This is a genomic window from Pyxidicoccus sp. M15, assembly GCF_056858435.1.
The window spans coordinates 12,525,774-12,542,257 of the sequence record NZ_CM166495.1 but is presented as its reverse complement, the minus strand read 5'-3'; the positions used below and the strand labels follow the sequence as shown (position 1 = coordinate 12,542,257).

Genomic DNA, 16,484 nt, shown 5'->3' with positions numbered 1-16,484 from the left:
CACGGGGTACACTGCCGGCCTGTGAGTGACACCCTGAGAGACCTCCTCGGACGCGCGCTGGAGGCCTTCGAGCGCCACTCCGAGGAGGAGGCCCTGGGCCGCCTGCTGGAGGCCTGGCGGCAGGCACGTGACGCGCGTATCGCCGCGCTCGTGGAGCGGCTGTCGGAGCGGCTCACGCGGGGACTGTCGGCGCTCGACTGCGAGCCCGGCTCGTCCACCATGGTGGAGTGCCGGCCGTTGGACCTTCCCCGGCTGCTCGTCACCGTCCGGGAGGGGGCGGACCGGGGCTTTCCCGGCTCGCTGCGCAAGTCGCTCCGGGCCTTCCGCAACTGGCCCGCGGACCCGCGCTTCACTTCCGTGCTGCTGGACATCTCGCGGATGCCCGTGGCCAGCGACCTCGGTGTGCCCGACGTGTTCTGTGGACTGCTGGAGGCGGTGAGGGACCCACGCGCGCTGGAGCCGCTGCGGACGCTGCGCGCGGGCCTGCCTCCGGGCTCCGATTACTCGACGCGACTGGAGGCCGTCATCCAGCGCCTCCTCGCGAAGCCGGGCCTGCCGCTGGGGGAGGACGCCTCGCGCCTGTGCGGGGAGCTGGAGGAGGCGCTCTGTGAGCGCGAGGCCGCCGAGGTCCGGAGCGCGCCCCTTCGCGAGTCGCTGGTGGCGCGCGTGTACGCGGACCCGGACGACCTGGAGGCGCGGATGGTGCTGGCGGACCTCCTGCTGGAGCAGGGCGACCCGCTGGGCGAGCTCATCACCTTGCAGTGCAATCCCCAGCCCGACGAAGTTCGCATCGAGGAGCTGCTGGCGGCGCACCACCTTCGCTGGGAGGCGCCGCTCGGTCCGGCCATCGTGCGCGGCGCCACGCGCTTCGAGCGGGGCTTCCCGATGGCCGTGCAGATGAACCCCTGGTGGGGCGCGCCGCTGCCAGAGGCGGGGGCTGGCTGGGCCACGGTGCGGGAGATTCACTGGGGCCGCGCGATGCTGCCGGACCTGGTGGCGTGGCTCGCGCAGCCGCCCCTGCGCAACGTGCGGGTGCTGCGACACGTGGAGGCGGAGCTGGCGCGCGGACTGGGGGAGCGCGGGCTGGGGATACGGCAGTTGGGTGTCACGGGCTCCGTCGTGGACAACGCGCCGGAGCTGTTCACCTGCCTGGACGGGCTGCCCCAGCTCACGCGCCTGCTGTTGGAAGACGCGGACCCGGAGGACGTGCGCCTGTGCGTGAAGTCCCGGCTGGCGTCGCGACTGGAGCGCTTCGAGGCACGGGGCGCCGTGGGGTGGGCGCTGGTGGTGATGCTCCGGAAGGACCTGCCCGTGCTGGCGAAGCTCCTGGGCGAGGAAGGGGTCCGGCCGCTCGCCCGTGCCATCAAGGACGCGGCGGGATTCGGCGTCCGGGGGCTCCACGTCCGGGTGGAGTGTCGCCTGACGACGCCGGACCGGAAGCTCCTGGAGGAGGCGGCGTCTGTCCATGCGCGGGTGGAGTGGAGCTGAGATGTGGGTCCTCACCCCGACGCGTCGACGTCCACGTACGCGCGCCTGGCCAGCACCGACACGAGCCGCCCCTCCGGCAGCACGTACGCGGACAGCCGGCCGCCGTACACGCAGCCCGAGTCCAGCCCGAGCGCGTACGGGTGCCGCTGAATCCCACGCATGGCGTCGTGCCCGAAGATGACCAGCTCCGGCCCCTTCCAGCAGCTGCCCCACGGCTCGCCGCCGTCCACGCGCTTCGACGGCGTGCCGTCCGAGGCGATGCTGCGCAGGTTGAGCAGCTCGTCCTCCTTCTGCTGCTCCAGCGCCACGCCCGGCACCAGCCCGCCGTGCACCGCCACCACGTTCAGCTCCGGGAAGCGGCGGTAGAGCGGCTGGGCCGCCAGCCACGCCCAGTCCTCGGTGGACAGCGTGTCCAGCACGAGCTGGTGCTCGGGCTTGAGCTTCTTGCCCTTGGGCCCCCGGCCCGCGTGCCAGCGCAGCACGTGCGCGTCGTGGTTGCCGCGCACCGCGAGGAAGCCGCGCTCGCGGGCCCGGCGCACCACGCCCGCCGAGTCCGGCCCCTTCGCCACCAGGTCTCCCACCAGCACCACGCGGTCGTCCGGCCGCCAGCCGCACTCGGCCAGCAGCGCGTCCAGTTCCTCCGCGCAACCGTGCACGTCCCCGATGAAGAGCGTTCGCATCCCGCTCCTCCTTTAATGCGCTTCGCGCGGGGACGGGAGCCCCATGCGCTCCTTTCGTCGCCCGCCGTGCTTCCGACAGACGCTAGCGCGTGTCGGCCGCTGGCACCCGGGCCGGCCGGGGCAGGCTGGCGCGCCACGCGTCCATCTCCACCACCACCTTCGTGTACCGCCCGCCCAGGCCCGCGAACAGCTCCCGCGCCTCCTCGGCCAGCCGCAGGGCGCGGGGCCGGTCCAGGTTCCCCTCCCACAGCGCCTTGGCCAGGGTGTAGCGCGCGAAGGCCCGCCCCCCTGCGGTCTGCTTCGAGCCGGAGCGGTTCGCCACCGCCAGCTCCAGCACCTCGGCGGCCTTGCGCGGCTGCTTCAAGTCCAGCCAGTTGCGGCCCAGGTCAATCCACGTGCCCGTCAGGTAGCCATACGGGTCATCCTGGCGTGACTCGAGGATGGCCCGGGCGCGCAGCAGGTAGGGGTGGGCCTCCTTGTAGCGCTTCATGTCGCGGTAGTTGTTGCCGCAGGCCCGGTAGGCCCTGGCCAGGAAGGGGTGCTGGGGCCCGAGCCGCTGCTCCAGCGGGGCGATGGTGGCCATGTGGCGCGCCAGGGCCTCCTCGTGGCGCCCCATCCGCGCCAGCAGGTTGGCCAGGTTGCTCATGACCATCTGCGTGCCGGAGCTCTCCAGGCCCTCCACCTGGAGGGTGATGTCCAGCGCGCGCTCCTGGAGGCGCAGGGCCTCGTCGCCCCGGCCCCGGTTCTCCACGACGGCCGCCAGCATCTCGAGCGCGGTCGCCACGTCGCGGTGCCCGGGGCCGAGCCCGCGCTCGAACACCGCGAGCGCCGTGCGCGACAGCTCCTCCACGCGCGCCAGGTTGGCCTGCCGCCAGTAGACCTCGGCCAGCTCCATCTGGGCGCGCGCCACGTCGGGGTGGTCCGGGCCCAGGGCCTTGCGCCGCGTCTCCAGCGCCTGCTCGATGAGCTTCAGCGCGTCATCCACGCGGTGCTGGGCGATGCGCGTGGCGCCCAGCCCCAGCCGGACGTCCGCGGCCTCCAGGCTGTCCGGGCCATACGTCTGCTCCAGCCGGGCGAGCGCCGCCTCCTGCTGCTCGGAGGCCTCCGTGTAGCGGCCCTGCACGAAGTGCAGCGCGCCCGTGCGGACCTGGAGCTGCGCGGTCAGCACCGCGTCGCCGCCCATCCGTTCGATGGCGGCCTCGGCGCGCTCCTTCCAGCGCCAGGCCAGGGCGTGCTGCTCCAGCACCTTTCCGGAGGTGTGCACCAGCGACGTCCAGGCCCGCGCGGCCACCACGTCGTTGCGTCCGGCCTCGGCGGCCCACACCGCCTCGAAGAGCGTGGCCTCCGCCTTGCGCGGGTCGCCCAGCTCCTGCTGCAGCTCGCCCAGGGGCAGCAGCAGGTCCGCGGCACCGTAGCGGTCCCCCGCGTCCTTCGCGGACTTCGCCGCCGGCTCCAGCAGCGCCACCGCCTCCGCGTACTTGCCGGCCGCCCTCAGCGCGCGGGCCCGCACCAGCGTCTGGCGCAGCGCCTCCGCCCGGGCGCGCGCCACGTCGTCCACGGGCTCGGGCGCGCGCGCGGCCAGGGCCGCGAGGTCCGAGCAGCGCTGCAGCGGGGGCAGCGCCTCCGCGGCGCGCGCGGCCAGCTCCACCGTGCCCGCGTCCGCGCGGGCGAAGAGCTGCGTGAGGGCGGCGACCTCCGCCAGCCGGCCGTCGAGGCAGTGCATGCGCCGGGCGAGCACCTCCTCGGGCTGCTCGCGGCGCACGCGCGTGGCCTCGCAGGCGGTGGTGCGCGTCGTCACCCACTCGGCGGTGTACACGTCCAGCGTGCGCCGCACGCGCTGCCACGCCGCGGCCGCGTAGGGCTTGCCGGTGGCGAGGAAGGCGGACTGGATGGCCGCCTGCTGCGACGGCCCCCACACCGTGGCGAGCTCCTTGCCCGCGCCCGCGCACGCCCGCTCGCGGCGCGAGCCCACCGCGTGGGTGATGCCCACCGCCGTCAACAGCAGCGCCGCGCCGCCCGCCACCTGGAGGCGGCGTGCCTGGCGCGCCGCCGGGTTGTGCTGGAGCGCGGCCAGCAGCGCGTCCATGGAGCCATACCGGTCCATGGGGTCCACGCACAGGCCCCGCACCACCACGCGCCGCAGCCACAGCGGCACCGGCGCGCCCCGGGGCGCGGGCTTCACCCGCCCGTTGCGAATCTCCGCCAGCAGCTCGCGCACCGTGGCGGCCGCGAAGGGGCGCTCGCCGTAGAGGGCCTCGTACAGCGCCACGCAGAAGGCGAACTGGTCGCTGCGCGCGTCGGGGTGCGCGTTCGGGTCCAGCTGCTCCGGCGACATGTACGCGGGCGTGCCGCCGGCCACGGGCGTGCCCGGCGCGGCCTCGTCCTGGGGGTTGGCGCTGCGGGCGAGGCCGAAGTCGGTGACGCGCACGCGGCCGTCGCGGCCGACGAGGAGGTTCTCCGGCTTGATGTCGCCGTGCACCACCCCCGCCGCGTGCGCCGCCGAGAGGCCCCGGCCCGCGTCCACGAAGAGGGCCAGCACCTGCCGCCACGGGCGCGCCGCGGCCTTCAGCCACTGGCGCAGCGTCTGGGCCTCCACCAGCTCCATGGCGAGGAAGACGCTCTGGCCGAACGTCCCCACGTCGTAGACGGGCACCACGTGCGGGTGGGAGACGCGGGCCATGGCCTGCGCCTCGTGCAGCAGGTGGGCGCGGCCTTCCTCCACCTCCAGGCCCAGCACGCCCACGCGCAGCAGCTTGAGGGCCACGCGCCGGTCCAGTTCCGGGTCATACGCGCTGTAGACGACGCCCATGCCGCCGGCGCCCAGCCGCTCCAGCACGAGGTAGCGGCCCACCGCGGTGCCCTTGTCCAGGGGCGCGTCCTCGCCGCGCGCGGGGCGGGGCGGCGTCAGCGCGGTGGCCTCGCCGGGCGGCCCCTCGTCGGGCGTCTGCGCGCGCAGCCCCTGGGCCACCATGCGCCGGCACGAGGCGCACGTGTCCAGGTGCGCGTCCACCTCCGCCGCGCGGGCCGGAGGCAGGCTGCCCATCAGCAGCTCGACGAAGGTGCTCTCGTCCAGACAGGCCACGGCGCGAAGGCTTTCGTTCAGTCGAGCCGCGAGCGCAGCAGGCGGCTGAGGCTCACGTCGAGCTGGCTGGAGATGAGGCGCAGCACGCTGTCGAGCTGCGAGCGGGTGAGGCGCAGGCGCTCGGTGAGCAGGCGCCGCGTCTCCTGGAGCAGGGCCTCCTGCGCGCCCACCACCCAGCGCGCCGCGGTGGAGCGGTGCACGCCGTACAGCGCGCCGAGCTGGTCGATGCTCAGCCCGTCCAGGTACTTCAGGCGCAGGAAGTTGCGCTGGCGCGGCTCCAGGGCCGCGAGCGCCGCCGCGAAGGACGCGTTGAACTCCGCCCGGTACGTCGTCTTGAGGTACGCCAGCTCCGGGTCATCACCGGGCGCCATCAGCACGGAGAGGTCCCCGTCCTCCGCCTGGGCCTGACCGCTGCGCTGGCGCTGCCAGTCCAGGGCGAGCCACAGCGCCGCCGCGCGCACCCACCCGCTCAGCGGGCCGGTGCCGGGGTAGGCGGCCAGCCGGGCGGGCGCCTCCGCGCTGCCCACCAGCATGCGCTGGCGCAGCAGCTGGCGGACCTCATCCAGGCCCGTGGGTGGGAGCTTCAGGCGCGCCACCGCCGCGTCGACCTCCGGGAGGAAGCGCGCCTCGAAGGCCTTGAGCGCGGCGGGCAGCCCGTCCGCCGCCGCGCGGGCGAGGTACACGTCCGGCAGGTTCAGCTTCTCCACGTCCTCGGCGGGCGCCTCTCCCGCGAGCAGCCGTGCCAGGTGGCCGACGTAGCGCGTGCCGTCCAGCGCCACGCCGGGCCACGCCGAGCGCGCCTGGTCCAGCACGCGCGCCAGCCGCTCCTGCAAGGAGGGAAGCGACTCCGGGGAAGCGGTGCCGCCGCGCGCCGCGACGAAGGCCTGGGCCAGGGAAACGTCCGGTGTGGACACGCCAGGGACGATAACACCGCCTCCCGTAATCCGGTTTCGACTGTTTCCCTGGTGAAGTGCTTGCACGCCTGCTCCATGGATTCCAGAAGGGCGGTGTGGGGCACGGGCGCAGTGCAGCCCACGCGGGCTCCCGTCCGCCTGCCCCGCGCGCGGGCACGGGTGTGGCCGGGGTGCCGCACACCCCATGGCCCGCGCATTGCTGGTATGGGGCGCTGAGTCGAGGTGGAGGTGCAAGTGGAGTCGATTGGGAGTGGCCCTGGAGACGCGGTCCATGCCTCGTGGCTGGAGCTGAGCGCGTCCGCGCTGCGGCACAACGTGGCGGTGTTCCGGGCGCTGGAGGGGAAGGGCGCTCCGCCGCGCGCGCTGGGCGTGGTGCTGAAGGGCAATGCGTACGGGCACGGGCTGGCGCAGGTGCTGCCGCTGGTGCACGGGCACGTGGACGTCCTCTACTTCATCGCCCCGCAGGACGCGCTGAAGGTGCGCGAGCACGAGCGGGCCCACGGGCTGCCGCCGCGGCAGGTGCTGGTGCTGGGCGCGGTGGCGCCGGCGGAGGCGGTGGTGCTGGCGCGCGAGGGCATCGACGTGGTGGTGGCGGACCGCGCCTGGGCGGACGCGGTGCCGGTGCTGCGCGCGGCGAAGCTGGAGCGGCCGCTGCGGGTGCACGTGCACATCGACACGGGGCTGGGGCGCGAGGGCTTCACGCTGGACGGGCTGCCGCGCGAGTCGCACTTCCTGCTGGAGGCGCGGGACGTGCTGGAGGTGGTGGGGGCGCTGAGCCACTTCGCGAACACGGAGGACGTGACGGAGCAGGGGTACGCGCTGGCGCAGGTGGACGCCTTCGAGACGGGGATGGCGTTCCTGGAGTCGCAGCTGAAGCCGGCCAGGCCGCTGCAGCGGCACATCGCCGCGAGCGCCGCGACGCTGGTGCTGCCGAAGGCGCGCTACGAGGCGCTGCGGGTGGGCATTTCGCTGTACGGGCTGTGGCCCTCGCCGGAGACGCGGCTGTCGGCGCGGCTGGTGCTGGGAGAGGTGCCGGTGCTCAAGCCGGTGCTGACGTGGAAGTGCCGCAGCCAGGTGGTGAAGTGGCTGCCGGCGGGCAGCTACGTGGGCTACGGCTGCACGTACCGGTGCCCGGAGCCCACGCGCATCGCCGTGCTGCCGGTGGGGTACTACGACGGCTACCCGAGGCTGGCGTCGGGCAAGGCCCACGTGCTCGTCAATGGGCGCCGGTGCCCGGTGCTGGGGCGCGTGATGATGAACCACCTCATCGTGGACGTGACGCGGGCCGCGTCCGACGAGCGGCCCGTGACGGCGACGCTGATGGGGAAGGACGGCGAGGAGGCCGTGTCCGCGGAGTCACTCGCGAGCTGGGCGCAGACGATTCACTACGAAGTCGTCACGCGGCTGGGCGCGCACCTGAAGCGGGTGGTGGTGGAGTAGGGCGCGCTTTTCAGCCTCAGTCCTTCGCCTCGAGCGCCGCCACCGCCTTGCCGGCGGCCGCCGGCTCCGGCTGGTACTTCCACCGCCGGTGCAGCCACATCCACTGGTCCGGGTACTTGCGGATGCAGCGCTCCAGCGCGGCCGTCACACGCGCCGTGTGCTCGGTCAGCGGGTCCTCCGACTCACCCGGCGCGGGCGGGAGGATGGGGCCCTCCACCTCCAGCCGCAGCCGCGCGCCGCCGCGCCCGTTGCGCACGCCCATCACCACGAACACCGGCGCGCCCGTGCGCCTGGCCGCCACCGCCATGGCCGGTGTCGTGGACGCCAGCTTCCCGAAGAAGGGCACGAACACGGCCGCCTTCGCCGGCAGCGCCTGGTCCAGCAGCATGAATGGGGACTCGCCCCGGTTCACCGCGGCGATGATTTCCTGGATGGCGCCCTTCGGGTAGATGAGCCCCGCGCCGCAGCCCACCCGGTTCTCCGCGATGCGCGTGTTGAGCGCGCCCTTCAGCGGGCGCACCAGCGCATCCAGCGGCACGCCCCAGCGGATGAGCATGTTCCCCAGCAACTCCCAGTTGCCGAAGTGCGCCGTCACCATCAGCACGCCCTTGCCCGCGGCCACGTGTGCCTTGAGCGCCTCCCAGGCCTCTACGCCCTCCACGCCCTGCTCGGCCCAGTCCGGCGGCAGCCGCTCCCCGCCCGGCAGCGACTCAATCACCACGCGCGACATGTTGATGTACGCCCCGCGCGCAATCTCCCGCCGCTCCGCCTCGCTCTTCTCCGGCATCGCCATGGCCAGGTTGTCCAGCGCGACGCGGCGGCGGATGCCCAGCGTGTAGGCCAGGTTGCCCACGAAGCGGGCGAGCGCGTCACGCGACTCGGGCGACAGCCACGTGATGAACGCCCACACGAAGCGCGTGAGGAAGCCCACCACCCGGCCCGGCGGCGTGCCGACGATGCGGCGCAGGTGCTCGGCCGAGTGCTTCGGTTTGACCGGTTGTGGGATTTGGGCAGAGGGTGTGGAGGCGATCTGGGACACGGCGGCACTCCACCCCGAACCCGCCGTGACGGCAAGGCCACACACACTCGCTCGGCGCTACCCTGCCTGCTTTCCATGGGCCACTATGCGCGCCATGCCCAACCTGCTCCGTCCGGCGGCCCTGGTCGCCGTCACCCTCCTGAGCGCGTGCGGTGCCCGGCAGAATCCCCCCACCGAGCCACCCTCCGCCTCCGCCCAGGCCTCGCAGCCCGCCACTGCCGAGGCTTCCACTCCCACCCCGCCCGAGCTGCGCCTGCCCGGCGACGTGCGCCCCACCGCCTACACGGTGGAGCTCACCATGGACCCGAAGGCCACCACCTTCCAGGGCACGGCCGTCCTCGACCTGGAGGTGGCGAAGCCCACCTCCGTCGTGTGGCTGCACGGCAAGTCGCTCGTCGTGAAGCAGGCCACGCTCACCCAGGACGGCGCGGCCATCGACGTGAAGCCCGTGACGGGCGGCACCGACTTCCTCGGCTTCTCGCTGGCGAAGCCGCTGGAGAAGGGCGCCGCGAAGCTGCGCGTGGTGTACGAGGGCCTCGCCTCCGAGAAGGACACGGACGGCGCCTTCCGCGTCAACGAGGGCGGTGACTGGTACATCTACACCCAGTTCGAGCCCATCGACGCGCGCCGCGTCTTCCCCTCCTTCGACGAGCCCGGCTTCAAGGTGCCCTGGCAGCTCACCTTCCACGTGCCCGCCGGCAACGTGGCCGTCACCAACACGCCGCAGGTGAGCGAGGAGGCGGGCCCGAATGGCAGCCGCACCTTCCGCTTCGCGCGCACCCAGCCGCTGCCCAGCTACCTCATCGCCTTCGGCGTGGGCCCCTTCGACTTCCACCCCGCCGCGCCCGCCGGCAAGAAGAAGGTGAAGACGCGCATCATCACCCCGAAGGGGCGCGCGGTGGAGGCCACCTACGCCGCCGAGGTGACGCCGCAAATCCTCGGCGCGCTGGAGGAGTACTTCGGCATCCCCTACGCCTACGAGAAGCTGGACGTGCTCGCGGTGCCGCTGCTCGGCGGCGCCATGGAGCACCCGGGCCTGGTGACGTTCAACTCGCGCCTCATCCTCTCCAGGCCGGACGAGGACACCCCCGGCCGCCAGCGCGCCTTCTCCAACGTGCAGGTGCACGAATTGGCGCACCAGTGGTTCGGCGACCTCGTCACCATGGCGTGGTGGGATGACCTGTGGCTCAACGAGGCCTTCGCCACGTGGATGACCCCGCGCATCATCGAGACGTGGCGCCCCACGTGGGACGCCCCGGTGGAGCGGGTGACCGAGCGCAGCGACGCGCTGGACTCCGACAGCCTCCTGTCCGCGCGCCGCATCCGCCAGCCGATTGAGAGCCAGAACGACATCCTCAACGCCTTCGACGGGATTACCTACGGCAAGGGCGCCGCGGTGCTCTCCATGACGGAGGAGTGGCTGGGCCGCGACGTGTTCCGCCGCGGCATCCAGCGCCACCTCAAGGCGCACGCGCATGGCAACGCCACCGCGAAGGACTTCCTCACCGCCCTGGACGCCGAGTCCGGCAAGGACGTGACGGGGATGATGAGCACCTTCCTGGACCAGGGCGGCGCGCCGCTCGTCACCGCGTCGCTGGAGTGCGGCGCGGATGGCTCCAAGGTCGTGCTCACCCAGAAGCGCTACCTGCCGCTGGGCTCCAAGGCGCCGGGCCCGCAGTCCTGGCGGGTGCCGGTGTGCGTGGAGTACTCGGCCGACAAGAAGGAGGGCCGCACGTGCACGCTGCTGGAGGGTGAGCGCACGGAGCTGGCGCTGACCGACGCGAAGACGTGCCCGACCTGGGTGTTCCCCAACGCGGAGGGCGCGGGCTACTACCGCATGCAGCTGTCGGGTGAGGCGGCGGCGAAGCTCACGAAGGTGGGCATGGACTCGCTGTCGCGCGCCGAGCGCGTGGCCTTCCTGGGCGACGTGCGCGCGCTGGCCATGGCCGGCTCGCTGCCCGCGTCCGAGGCGCTGGCGCTGGCGGCCCGCACCGCCAATGACAAGGACCGCGTCGTCACCGAGGCCTCGCTGGAGCTGCTGGACCTGGCCGGCATGCGGCTGATTCCGGAGGCGAAGGAGGCGGAGCGCGCCCGCTTCCTGCGCGAGACGTACGGCCCGCGCGCGCGTCAGCTCGGCTTCACCCCGAAGAAGGGCGAGAGCGAGGACACGCGCCTGCTGCGCGGGAAGCTGGTGCGACTGGCGGGCCGCGAGGGCGGCGACCCGAAGCTCGTCGCCGAGGCGCGCACGCTCGCGGACGCGTGGCTGAAGGACAAGCGCGCGGTGGCCCCGGAGATGGTGGACACGGTGCTCGCCATCGCCGCCGGCCACGGTGACGCGGCCTTCCAGCAGAAGCTCATCACCGCGGTGCGCACGGAGAAGGACCGCAAGACGCGGCAGCAGATGCTCCAGGCGCTGGGCGGCTTCTCGGACCCGGAGCTGGCGAAGAAGAGCTTCGCGCTGATTCTCGAGAAGGACCTGGACCCTCGCGAGTCGATTGGCATGTTCTTCGGCCCGCGCAACCCGCGCACCGCGGGCGTCGTCTATGACTTCGTGACGCAGAACTACGACAAGCTCGTGGGGGACTCGCCGGACGCGCTGCTGCCCAAGGACTGGGCGGGGCGCATGGCCTTCGTGGGCTTCGGCGCCTGCGACGCGGACACGCGCAAGCAGGTGGCCGACTTCTTCACCGAGCGCAACGCGCGCGCTCCGGGCGGCCCCCGGGTGCTGGCCCAGGTGCTGGAGTCGGTGGACCAGTGCACCGCGCTGAAGGAGGCGCAGGGCAAGAGCATCGAGAGCTTCCTCGACCAGCGCTCCGCGCCGAAGCCGCCGCAGGCGCCGCAGGCGCGCTGACCTCCGGCTGAAGCCAGGGGCCCGGATGCCGTCACCGGCGTCCGGGCCCTTTTCATTTGCCGTCTACTTCTTGGAGCCGCGGGCCATGAAGGCCATGAAGGCCTCCTGCGCCTCGGTGGACTGGAGGCGCTGGACGAACTCGGCGCCCTCGCGCGCCAGCGTGGCGCGGACCTCGGCGCGCAGCGGCTCGCGAATCAGGCGCTTCGTCACGCGCACCGCCTCGGCGGGGCGGGAGGCCAGGACGCTCGCGCGCTCGGCGGCCACCTCCTGGAGGTTGGCGGCCGGCACCACCTTGTTGACCAGGCCCGCGCGCTGCGCGGTGGCCGCGTCGAAGGGCTCGCCGAACAGGAGCAGCTCGCTCGCCAGCGCGAAGCCCGCCGTCCTCGGCAGCAGCAGGCTGCTGGCGCCTTCCGCGCACAGCCCCAGCTGCACGAAGGGCATGTTGAAGCGCGCGCGCTCGCTGGCCACGACGTAGTCACAGTGCAGCAACATCGTCGTGCCGATGCCCACCGCCGGCCCGTCCACCGCCGCGAGCACCGGCCTGGACGCGTCCACCAGCGCGTGCAGGAAGCGGAACACCGCGCTGTCCTCACCGGAGGGCGGGTGCTCCATGAAGTCGCCAATGTCATTGCCCGCGGTGAAGACGCCGCCCGCGCCGGTGAGCAGCACCACGCGGACGTCGGCGTTGGCCTCCGCCTGTCGCAGCGCGTCGGTGGCCGCCTCGTACATGGCATGCGTGAAGGCGTTCTTCTTCTCGGGGCGGTTGAAGGTGAGGGTGAGGACCCCGGACTCCAGCTTCGTCAGCAGCGTGTCGGACATGACCCGGCAGCCTAGCCGAGTCCCCGGGGCGGGGAGGGCGAATGGCAACTTCGGCGCACAGCCTGCGACAATCCCACCAGAACGTTGCCTTATCCGAGGAAGACCATGACTGTCCGCAGCGCCACCGCCAGTGCCCAGAACTTCCGCACGGCCAGCGCCCCGCAGCGCTACGACGGCAGCAAGCCCGCGCCCGGCACCACCAACACCAACGCCGCGCAGCTGACGAACCCGCCGCTGCGGGGGGACCCGAAGAACCGCAACGCGGACACGTACAACCAGGTCCTCAACCAGTTCGCGGTGGGCAACAACCCGCGCTACACGCCGCGCGACTCCAACGGCGACGGCACGCGCGACACCTTCTGCAACATCTTCCTGTGGGACGCGACGCGCGCGATGGGCGCGGAGATTCCCCACTGGGTGGATGGCAAGGGCAACTCCGTGGCCCCGGGCAAGGGCCGGGAGATGAACGCCAACTCCACCGTGGACTGGATGCACACCCACGGCGAGAGCAAGGGCTGGCGGAAGGTGACGGCGGAGGAGGCGCAGAAGATGGCCAACGAGGGCCACCCCACCGTCGCGCTGTGGAAGAACCCGGGCGGCATCGGCCACGTGGCGATGGTGCGCCCCGGTGAAGTCACCGCGCAGGGCCCGGCCTCCGCGCAGGCCGGCGGGAAGAACTTCAACAACAAGCACATCAAGGACGGCTTCGGCAACGCGAAGCCCGAGTACTGGGTGAACGACAGCGGCAAGGCCACCGGCAAGCCGCCCTCCGAGCCCACGAAGCCGCCGCCCACCACGCCCACGAAGCCGCCGCCCACCACGACGCCTCCCACCAGCGGTGGGGTGAGCGTGCCGAAGACGGACCTCAAGCGCGGCGCGGAAGGCCCGGAGGTGCTCAAGCTGCAGAAGGCGCTCGTCAGCCTGGGCTACATGACGCAGGCGCAGGTGAACACCGGCCCGGGGATGTTCGGCCCGAAGACGGAAGCGGCGGTGGCGAAGTTCCAGAAGGACAAGGGCATCAGCCCCAACTCCGGCATCTTCGGCCCGAAGACGCGCGCGGCGATGACGGAGGCGCTCAAGGGCAATGGCGGCACGCAGGGCCCGGGCCCCACGGGCCCCGTGACGGGTCCGACGGCGCCCACGGGCACGGACGCGGCGAAGGCGGCGAAGATCGACCAGATTCTGAAGGGCACGGGCCTGGCGGGCCAGGGCGCGCACATCGTGGCGATGTCCAAGAAGTACAACGTGCCGCCGGAGCTGGCGCTGGCGATGTTCCGCAAGGAAGCGTCGTTCATGACGGCGGGCTCGGCCGTGAAGAACAACAACCCGGGCAACCTGCGCTTCGCGCAGTGGGAGACGCAGTTCGGCGGCAGGCCCAACGGCAGCTTCGCGCACTTCCCCGACGTGAAGAGCGGCGTGGAGGCCTACTTCAAGCTGCTCGGCGGACCCGCGTACCGCGACTTCATCGACCGCGGCGACTACAAGGGGCTCATCAACAAGTACGCGCCCCCGACGGAGAACGACAGCGGGCTGTACCTCAAGCAGGTCACTCAGTGGATGCAGGAGTACAAGGCGAAGATTGGCTAGCGCTCGCCGGGTCGACGTCTGGAAGTGACGAAGGGGTGGAGGGCGCTTCGGGTGCCTTCCGCCCCTTGTTGTTGGGTGCGGCTGAAGTCAGCACCTCAGGGCAGTGAGGCGCCTCCATCGAGCGATGGCGTGTGTTTCGGGTCGCTCGGTGTTTCGGAGGACTGGGAGGACACACCGGGGGCTGCGGGCACTCCCACGTCGCCCGCATCCGGGCTTTCTGGAGGGAGGATTCCGTCGGGCTGTCCATCCACGAGACTCCGGAGGATGCGCCCATCCACGCTGATGGCATAGCTGGCGCCCGAGTGCAGCGCGGGAGCCTGCTGGCCACAGGCTTTGGGGTCTTCGTCGATCCGAACGAAGATGACCTCCGCCTGACGGATGACCCGGTAGCGATGGGACTCCTGTCGGTCCCAGCACGCGGGCCGCTTCACATTCGGAGGAAGGAAGTCATTCGAGGCAAGGGTGAGGGCCCGCAGGGTGGCGCCATCCAGCTCGTACGTTCCTCCCTGCGCTCCGACTTCTGCAGCGGTCTGCTCGAAGAACTGGGGGAAGACGATGGACGGGTCCTCTTCCCGTGCGACGGGGCGTGGACCGCGCACACAGCTGGCGAGCGGGAGGGCGAGCACGAGGAGGGGGATGTGCTTTTTCATGATGAGCTCTCGGGAGTGGATGTCCCGCCACGGGCTGCCTGCTTCCTATCGATGCGGTAGCTCGTCTCGCTGGTCCAGGTCACTGCCGCAGTCTGCTTTCTCTGTCATCGACCAGGCCCGGTCGTCGTCCACTTGAGCACCTCAATTGTCCTCGGGATGTACTGGAAGAAGCCACCACACCGAGAGCTGAAGATGAGGTCACCCCGCGAGTTCCGTATTGCTAACTCTCAACTTTGAGCTGTCCGATTTGACGGGGGCAACTCCACTCCCGTTCCAACACCGAGAGGAGACTGAGGCTTGCCGTGGAGGTGGCGAGCAAAACGTGCCCGACATTGGTAGGCCGCAAGGTGAGCCCCCCACCACCGCCATGCACCTGCACCAATCCGGGGTGAGCATCACGGAGATTGCATTGTGGCTCGGCCACGAGGGCATCAAGACGACGCACCGCTACTTCGAGTCGGACCTCAATTCGAACGAGCACACCCTCGTGCGACTGCACGGGCCTGGGGTGAAGCCGCTGCGCTACAAGGCCGAGGAGGATCTTGAGGCGCTCCTTGCGAGCCTCTATCTAATAGGTCTTCAGTTCCTGGCGATTGCTACGCTACGCCCTGTCCCAAACGCCTCCCAGCGCAGAGAAGTCCGTCTAGTCAGTACTCCCTGCCTGACACCCACTGATACGCCAGCCACAAAATTGACATTTTGCGGGAGCGGCTCGTTGATCGCTTCATGGACCTTGACTCGAAGAGTTCCAGCCTTCCGCCGACCTCCCAGCACCTTGGGGCGATCATTCCTCCTGAAGGTAGTTGGAAAGTCAATTACACGAAAGGCGAGCTTGTCGGACAGGGAGGCTTTGGCGCGGTTTACAAGGCCTGCGACAATCGGGACGGTTCACCCGTTGCACTGAAGATTTCCGACAATTCGAGCGATATACTTCGGCGGTTCCGCCGCGAGGTTGAGACGCTCCAGCGGATCCGTCATCGGAACGTCATCGAGATTCTCGATTTCGGTGACGACTGGTACGCGATGACGCTTGCGGATGGCAGTTTGACGGACTTTGCACCTGAATTGGGCGACGACGAGCGGATTGAAGTAGTGACTCAGGCCGCGCAGGGCTTGGCTGCGGTCCATGCCGCCTATCCGGCTCATCGAGACGTAACGCCGAACAACATCCTTCGCATCGGCGACCGTTGGGTCGTAAGCGACTTCGGATTGGTGCGGAAGCCACAGGGGATGTCGAGCTCTCCAAAGACCCAGGGGCAGGTCGGCACCCGCGGTTACATCGCACCTGAGATCCTCTCTGTGGGCGCTCACGAAGCCGATTCTCGTGCCGATGTGTATAGCTTAGGCCAAGTAGTCCGGTTCATCACGACGGCCAAACACCCTCAGGACCAAGCTCCGACTTCGGTGTCGCCGGTCTGGGGACCCCTCATAGCGAAGATGACTATGACGGCAAGGAGCGAGCGCTTCCAGACGATGCAGGAAGTTGTCGCAGCGCTCCATGACGTCCGGAGTCGTCTCAAAGCACAGCGGAAGGCTGATTGGGTAGCTGCCCAGAAGATAGAATCGGGAATACCAGCAGACGAAGTCATTGCGCTCAAGTTGATCCTCCAGGAGTTTGACGAAGATTTTCGCGAGCAAAGCCTTCTCTCGCTGCTACCGCAGGACAAGCGCGCTGACTTCCGCCTCACTATCCGCGGCCTTCAGCGCCGGAAGTTTCTTGAAGCTGCCGTTAACGAGAATGGGGAGTCCTGGGGATTGCGCCTGACAGCGACCGCCGTCGACTGGCTCATGGCAAACCGAGGACTGATCAATGCCTGCGCTCTTCCCACGAACCAAGTGCAGCAGGGCGCTAGCGACGACAATATTCCCTTTTGATAGGCCTGCCTTCTCGTACGCCAGCAGTGGGAGTTCAAGGCGTTTGGCCACTCGACAAG

At 70.9% G+C, this 16,484-nt stretch carries 11 protein-coding genes; 5 read left to right on the top strand and 6 right to left on the bottom strand.

The window, feature by feature from the left end:
* Positions 1-21: 21 nt before the first annotated feature.
* Entirely contained in the window at positions 22-1,488 is a 1,467-nt protein-coding gene (locus tag ACX9TP_RS46800) for a TIGR02996 domain-containing protein (protein ID WP_482977226.1), read from the top strand.
* An 11-nt stretch (positions 1,489-1,499) separates the two neighbouring features.
* Here the strand turns inward: ACX9TP_RS46800 and ACX9TP_RS46795 are convergent, their stop codons facing one another.
* The 3 genes from ACX9TP_RS46795 to ACX9TP_RS46785 all read right to left on the bottom strand — a co-directional run bounded on the left by ACX9TP_RS46795 (position 1,500) and on the right by ACX9TP_RS46785 (position 6,164).
* On the bottom strand, positions 1,500-2,168 hold the full coding sequence (locus tag ACX9TP_RS46795) for a metallophosphoesterase (RefSeq protein ID WP_482977225.1): 669 nt from the start codon (positions 2,166-2,168) through the stop codon (positions 1,500-1,502).
* An 82-nt stretch (positions 2,169-2,250) separates the two neighbouring features.
* Complete coding sequence (locus ACX9TP_RS46790) at positions 2,251-5,250, bottom strand: tetratricopeptide repeat protein (protein ID WP_482977224.1); 3,000 nt, start codon at positions 5,248-5,250, stop codon at positions 2,251-2,253.
* Between the two features lie 17 nt (positions 5,251-5,267).
* Positions 5,268-6,164, bottom strand: coding sequence for a sigma-70 family RNA polymerase sigma factor (locus tag ACX9TP_RS46785; RefSeq protein ID WP_482977223.1), 897 nt, complete (start codon positions 6,162-6,164; stop codon positions 5,268-5,270).
* A gap of 234 nt (positions 6,165-6,398) precedes the next feature.
* Between ACX9TP_RS46785 and alr the strand changes: the two genes are divergently transcribed.
* Positions 6,399-7,604 carry an alanine racemase gene (gene alr / locus ACX9TP_RS46780; protein WP_482977222.1) on the top strand — a complete coding sequence of 402 codons (1,206 nt, stop codon included), beginning with the start codon at positions 6,399-6,401 and terminating at the stop codon, positions 7,602-7,604.
* Positions 7,605-7,620: 16 nt separating this feature from the next.
* Here the strand turns inward: alr and ACX9TP_RS46775 are convergent, their stop codons facing one another.
* Positions 7,621-8,643: a lysophospholipid acyltransferase family protein gene (locus ACX9TP_RS46775; protein WP_482977221.1), complete on the bottom strand. Its 1,023-nt coding sequence runs from the start codon at positions 8,641-8,643 to the stop codon at positions 7,621-7,623.
* Positions 8,644-8,737: 94 nt separating this feature from the next.
* Between ACX9TP_RS46775 and ACX9TP_RS46770 the strand changes: the two genes are divergently transcribed.
* Complete coding sequence (locus ACX9TP_RS46770; RefSeq protein ID WP_482977220.1) at positions 8,738-11,494, top strand: M1 family metallopeptidase; 2,757 nt, start codon at positions 8,738-8,740, stop codon at positions 11,492-11,494.
* Between the two features lie 63 nt (positions 11,495-11,557).
* On the opposite strand, the gene ACX9TP_RS46765 is transcribed toward ACX9TP_RS46770, so the two are convergent.
* Complete coding sequence (locus tag ACX9TP_RS46765) at positions 11,558-12,313, bottom strand: enoyl-CoA hydratase (protein WP_482977219.1); 756 nt, start codon at positions 12,311-12,313, stop codon at positions 11,558-11,560.
* 105 nt (positions 12,314-12,418) lie between these two features.
* Here ACX9TP_RS46765 and ACX9TP_RS46760 point away from each other — a divergent pair, with 105 nt between their 5' ends.
* Positions 12,419-13,900 (top strand): peptidoglycan-binding protein, encoded by a 1,482-nt coding sequence (locus tag ACX9TP_RS46760; protein ID WP_482977218.1) that lies wholly within the window; start codon positions 12,419-12,421, stop codon positions 13,898-13,900.
* A 95-nt stretch (positions 13,901-13,995) separates the two neighbouring features.
* Here ACX9TP_RS46760 and ACX9TP_RS46755 read toward each other — a convergent pair whose 3' ends face one another.
* Entirely contained in the window at positions 13,996-14,550 is a 555-nt protein-coding gene (locus ACX9TP_RS46755) for a hypothetical protein (RefSeq protein WP_482977217.1), read from the bottom strand.
* 726 nt (positions 14,551-15,276) lie between these two features.
* Here ACX9TP_RS46755 and ACX9TP_RS46750 point away from each other — a divergent pair.
* A complete protein-coding gene (locus tag ACX9TP_RS46750) occupies positions 15,277-16,425 on the top strand; it encodes a serine/threonine-protein kinase (protein ID WP_482977216.1) in 1,149 nt (382 codons plus the stop codon).
* The last annotated feature ends 59 nt before the right edge of the window (positions 16,426-16,484 follow it).

Bases quoted from the DNA above. Each gene is read 5' to 3' on its own strand.
- ACX9TP_RS46795 (WP_482977225.1), bottom strand. From the start codon at position 2,168: ATGCGAACGCTCTTCATCGGGGACGTGCACGGTTGCGCGGAGGAACTG.
- ACX9TP_RS46770 (WP_482977220.1), top strand. From the start codon at position 8,738: ATGCCCAACCTGCTCCGTCCGGCGGCCCTGGTCGCCGTCACCCTCCTG.
- ACX9TP_RS46765 (WP_482977219.1), bottom strand. From the start codon at position 12,313: ATGTCCGACACGCTGCTGACGAAGCTGGAGTCCGGGGTCCTCACCCTC.
- ACX9TP_RS46760 (WP_482977218.1), top strand. From the start codon at position 12,419: ATGACTGTCCGCAGCGCCACCGCCAGTGCCCAGAACTTCCGCACGGCC.
- ACX9TP_RS46755 (WP_482977217.1), bottom strand. From the start codon at position 14,550: ATGAAAAAGCACATCCCCCTCCTCGTGCTCGCCCTCCCGCTCGCCAGC.
- ACX9TP_RS46750 (WP_482977216.1), top strand. From the start codon at position 15,277: ATGGACCTTGACTCGAAGAGTTCCAGCCTTCCGCCGACCTCCCAGCAC.